Raw genomic sequence first — 4,931 nt, forward strand, 5'->3', positions numbered from 1 at the left:
CCCCTCGCCGGGGTGCGGGCCCTTCCGCGTGGTCCTCCGTGGGAGCCGGCTACTTCGCCGGCTCCTCCTCGTCCAGCTGCGCCTTGATCGGCGGCGGCGCCTTCAACAGGATCTGCCAGGTCACGTACATCGCCAGCAGCATCGGCGGGATGCCGAGGGCGACCTTCAGCCAGCCCAGCAGGTTGACGTTGTGGGTGAAGTACAGCGGGAAGAGGATCACCGGCTTGGCACCCATGATCACCACCCAGGCCCAGGTCGCCCTGGTGTAGGCGGCCAGGCGGCCCGGGTTCTCCTTGCGCCAGGTGAACATCTCGCCGGTGATCGGGCCGAGCATCACCCCGATCATCGGCCAGCGCACCAGGGCGGAGACCGCCAGGCCGATGCAGTAGCCGACGTTCCAGAGCAGGCCGGGCAGGTAGAAGTCCTCGGCCTTGCCGCTCTTCATCGAGATCCAGGCGCCGAGGGCGACGCCGAACACCCCGCTGAAGGCGTGCTGGATGGTCTCCCGCTTCGCCAGCCGGGCCACGACGAACAGGGCGCTCAGGCCCAGTGCGGCCCAGGCCGAGGTGCTGACCTGGTGGGTCAGGTTGTAGGTGACGATGAAGACCAGGCCGGGCAGCGTCATGTCGATCATGCCGCGCACGCCGCCGAAGGCCTGGAGCACCGTCTCGGCGGCCTCCTTGGAGGCGGCCTTGCGGGCGGCCTCCGCGTCCGCCGGGTCGACGGGCAGGTCGAGCTGGGCGGCGGCCTCGCCGCCGGGCTGGTTGCTCACGCTCATTCGCTCCCGTGTCCGACCGGACGCAGCTCATAGCGGGGGTTGAACAGCACGCGGCGCCCGCGTGCGTGGCCGATCCGGCCGCTGGCGAGCAGCCGGCGGCCGGGCTCTATCCCGGCGATCGAGCGGCGGCCGAGCCAGACCACGTCCAGCGCCTCGGTGCCGTCGAAGAGTTCGGCCTCCAGGGCGGGCACCCCCGCCCGGGGGCGCAGCGTCACCGTGCGCAACGTGCCCGCGACGGTGACCAGCTCGCGGTCCCCGCAGCCGGCGATCGGTGTGCATCCGGACTCCGCGGCGCTCTCCTGACGCAGCTCCTCGGCGTCCAGCTCCTCGGCCGAGGAGGTCAGCCGGCTGAGCATGCGGCGGAACCGCCCCTGCGGCTGGCCGCTGCTGTTGTCACCACTCATGTCGGAAGGGTACCGGGTTCCGACCCCCTGGCGGCAGGTCGTTCAGCCGCCAGGGGAAGCCGCGGTCAGCTCTCGAACCGGTACCCCATGCCCGGTTCGGTGATGAAGTGGCGCGGGTGCGAGGGGTCGCGCTCCAGCTTGCGGCGCAGCTGGGCGAGGTAGACCCGCAGGTAGTTGGTCTCGGTGCGGTAGGCCGGGCCCCACACCTCCTGGAGCAGCTGGGTCTGGCTGACCAGCCGCCCGGCGTTGCGGACCAGCACCTCCAGCAGGTGCCACTCGGTCGGGGTGAGGCGTACGTCGGCACCGTCCCGGTTGACCTTCTTGGCCGCGAGGTCGACGGTGAAGGACTCGGTGACGACCAGCGAGTCGGCCTCCCCGGCCACCGGCTCGGCCCGCCGCACGGCGGCCCGCATCCGGGCGAGCAGCTCGTCCATGCCGAACGGCTTGGTGACGTAGTCGTCGGCGCCGGCGTCCAGCGCCTCGACCTTCTCGTCCGAGGCGTGCCGGGCCGACAGCACGATGATCGGCACCCGGGTCCAGCCGCGCAGGCCTCGGATCACCTCGACCCCGTCCATGTCGGGCAGGCCCAGGTCGAGGACGACCACGTCCGGATGGCGGGCCGCGGCCAGCTCCAGGGCGCTCGCGCCGTCATGGGCCGCGTCCACCTCGTACTTACGGGCCTTGAGGTTGATCACCAGCGCGCGGACGATCTGCGGTTCGTCGTCCACGACGAGGACCCGGGTCATTTGCGGGCTCCGCCTTTCAGGGCTGTCTGACTTACGGACTGTGGGATGACTCGATGGCTATCGTTGCGGCGTGCGGCGCCGGGAGCGGGCGACGGGCCCGGCCGGTGCGCCGCCGGTTCTCAGGTGATCAGCTCCGCGAGCGGATCGCCGCCGTCGCCGCCCGGCTCCCCCGAATCGGGCGGCCGTTCGACCACGGGCAGGCTGACGACCATGGTCAGGCCCCCGCCCGGGGTGTCCTCGGCGGTGACGGTACCGTCCATCGCCTCGACGAACCCGCGCGCCACCGCGAGTCCGAGGCCGACCCCGGCGCCGCGCGGCGCGTCCCCGTAGCGCTGGAACGGCGCGAAGATCTTCTCCTTGGCCTCCTCGGGCACGCCCGGACCGCGGTCCACGATCCGCAGCTCGACCCGGGCCGGAACCCCCGGCTGCCGCAGCTCGTCGGCCTTGACCAGCACCTTGACGCCGTCCGGGCTGTACTTGACGGCGTTCTCCACCAGGTTGGCGAGCGAGCGCTCCAGCAGCCCGCCGTCGGCCCGGACCATCGGCAGCGTCTCCGGCACCTCCAGCCGGACGGACTCCGGCGGCACCCCGCCGAGCGCGTACGGCACCACCTCGTCCAGGTCGGTCTCCTGGATCAGCGGGGTGACGGTCCCGGTCTGGAGCCGGCTCATGTCGAGCAGGTTGTTGATCAGGTGGTCCAGCCGGTCGGCCCCGGCCTCGATGCCGGCCAGCAGCTCGGCCTCGTCCTCCGGGTCCCAGTCGACGTCGGCCGAACGCAGCGAGCTCACCGAGGCCTTGATGCCCGCCAGCGGGGTGCGCAGGTCGTGCGAGACGGCCGCCAGCAGAGCCGTCCGGATCCGGTTGCCCTCCGCCTCCCGGCGGGCCTCGGCGGCTTCCCGGGCCAGCCGGCGGCGCTCCAGCACCACGGCGGCCTGCGCGGCGAACGCCCCGAGCAGGCGCCGGTCCGCCCCGGGCAGCACCCGGCCGCGCAGCACCAGCGCCAGGCTGTCACCGACCGGGACGTCCACGTCGGCCTCCTCCGGCCGCTCCGGTGGGCGCGGGCCGGCGGCGGCCACCGGAACCCAGGCGGCGAGCGGACCGGGCCGCTCCAGCAGTGCGGCGCTCTCCTGCCCGAAGGTCTCCCGGACCTGCTCCATCAGCGCGGTCAGCACGCCGTCCCCGTTGGGCGCGCCGCGCAGTACCGTGCCGGCCAGCGCGCTGAGCGTCTGCGCCTCGGTCTGACTGCGGGCCGCCTGCTGGGTGCGCCGGGCCGCGAGGTCCACGACCGACGCCACCGATATGCCGACGATGGTGAAGATCGCCACCGCCATGATGTTCTGCGGCTCGTTGATGGTGAACGTGTGCAGCGGCGGGGTGAAGTAGTAGTTCAGCACCGAGGAGCCGACCAGCGCCGAGCCGATCGCCGGCAGCAGCCCGCCGACCAGCGCCGCGCACACCGTCAGCGACAGGAACAGCAGCATGTCGGTGGAGAGCCCCAGGCCGCCGATCGCGGTCAGCACGATCGCCATCAGCGGCGGGCCGACCAGCCCGATCAGCCAGCCGGCGACCGTCCGGGTACGGCCCAGGTCGGTGATCCGGCGGACCGGTATCTTGCCGTGCCGCCCGTGCCCGGCGTGCTCATGGGTGACCATGTGGACGTCGATGTCCCCGGCCTCCCGGGTCACCGTGGTGCCGACGCCCGGCCCGTACAGGTACTGCCAGGCGGGCCGCCGACTGGTGCCCAGCACGATCTGGGTGGCGTTCACGCCCCGGGCGAAGTCCAGCAGCCCGGCGGCCGGGTCGTCGCCCAGCACGGCGTGGAAGGAGCCGCCGAGGCTCTCCACCAGCGCGCGCTGCTCGATCAGCGCCTGCGGCGAGCCGGAGCCCACCAGCCCGTCCGAGCGGGAGATGTGCACGGCCAGCAGTTCGCCGCCGGAGACCCGGGCCGCGATCCGGGCCGCCCGGCGGATCAGCGTCGCCCCCTCGGGCCCGCCGGTCAGGCCCACCACGATCCGCTCCCGGGCCTGCCAGGTGCCCTCGATGCCTTGCTCGGCCCGGTACTTCTGGAGGTACTCGTCCACCCGGTCCGCGGTCCACAACAGCGCCAGCTCGCGCAGTGCGGTCAGGTTGCCCGGGCGGAAGTAGTTGGCGAGGGCGGCGTCGATCTTCTCCGGCGCGTACACGTTGCCGTGCGCCAGCCGTCGCCGCAGCGCCTGCGGGGACATGTCCACCAGCTCGATCTGGTCCGCCCGGCGAACCACCTCGTCCGGGACGGTCTCGCGCTGGCGCACCCCGGTGATGCCCTCGACGGCGTCGCCGAGCGACTCCAGGTGCTGCACGTTGACGGAGGAGATCACGTCGATCCCGGCCGCCAGCAGCTCCTCGACGTCCTGCCAGCGCTTGTCGTTGCGGCAGCCGGGGACGTTGGTGTGGGCCAGCTCGTCCACCAGGGCCACCTGCGGGCGGCGGGCCAGGACGGCGTCCAGGTCCATCTCGGAGAACCGGGCGCCCCGGTGCACCACCTGCTGCCGCAGCACGACCTCCAGCCCGGCGACCATGTCCGAAGTCCGCCGGCGACCGTGGTCCTCCACGAACGCGACCACGACGTCCGTGCCACGTTCCTGCCGCCGGTGCGCCTCCGCGAGCATGGCGTACGTCTTGCCGACCCCGGGGGCCGCCCCGAGGTAGATGCGCAGCCTGCCTCGTCCCATGAGCACCATTCTTGATCCGGCCCTGCCCGGGAGACACCCCGGACACCTGTTCCCCTTGCCTTCGAGACTACGGCGTGCGACGAGATTTTCCGCTGATCAGTGCGCTGATCAGGCGGTTTTAGCGGCATATTGACGGCGAACCAGCCACTCGGCGGGGGTCGTCGGTCGTCCGGGAGGGGGCCTGAGACATCCGACGGCCCGGAAATGCGAAGAACCCCCATCCGGGACCCGGATGGGGGTTCTTTCTGAAGAATTGTTCGGCGGCGTCCTACTCTCCCACAGGGTCCCCCCT

The 4,931-nt window shown here is 72.4% G+C and carries 4 protein-coding genes; all 4 read right to left on the reverse strand.

All coding sequences use genetic code 11. The features are described 5' to 3' along the window. Positions 1–49: 49 nt before the first annotated feature. Positions 50–772 (reverse strand): DUF3159 domain-containing protein, encoded by a 723-nt coding sequence (locus ACFU7Y_RS40175; protein ID WP_224283659.1) that lies wholly within the window; start codon positions 770–772, stop codon positions 50–52. A 2-nt stretch (positions 773–774) separates the two neighbouring features. After that, on the reverse strand, positions 775–1,182 hold the full coding sequence (locus tag ACFU7Y_RS40180; RefSeq protein WP_224283660.1) for an OB-fold nucleic acid binding domain-containing protein: 408 nt from the start codon (positions 1,180–1,182) through the stop codon (positions 775–777). 65 nt (positions 1,183–1,247) lie between these two features. Then, positions 1,248–1,928 (reverse strand): response regulator, encoded by a 681-nt coding sequence (locus ACFU7Y_RS40185; protein ID WP_049657530.1) that lies wholly within the window; start codon positions 1,926–1,928, stop codon positions 1,248–1,250. A gap of 119 nt (positions 1,929–2,047) precedes the next feature. Further along, a complete protein-coding gene (locus tag ACFU7Y_RS40190; protein ID WP_380771321.1) occupies positions 2,048–4,639 on the reverse strand; it encodes an ATP-binding protein in 2,592 nt (863 codons plus the stop codon). Between the last annotated feature and the right edge of the window lie 292 nt (positions 4,640–4,931).

The organism is Kitasatospora sp. NPDC057542 (assembly GCF_042801945.1).
Classification (GTDB): domain Bacteria; phylum Actinomycetota; class Actinomycetes; order Streptomycetales; family Streptomycetaceae; genus Kitasatospora.

What these genes read in the sequence shown, in the direction of transcription:
- ACFU7Y_RS40190 (WP_380771321.1), bottom strand. Translation starts at nt 4,639, where the DNA reads ATGGGACGAGGCAGGCTGCGCATCTACCTCGGGGCGGCCCCCGGGGTC.
- ACFU7Y_RS40185 (WP_049657530.1), bottom strand. Translation starts at nt 1,928, where the DNA reads ATGACCCGGGTCCTCGTCGTGGACGACGAACCGCAGATCGTCCGCGCG.
- ACFU7Y_RS40180 (WP_224283660.1), bottom strand. Translation starts at nt 1,182, where the DNA reads ATGAGTGGTGACAACAGCAGCGGCCAGCCGCAGGGGCGGTTCCGCCGC.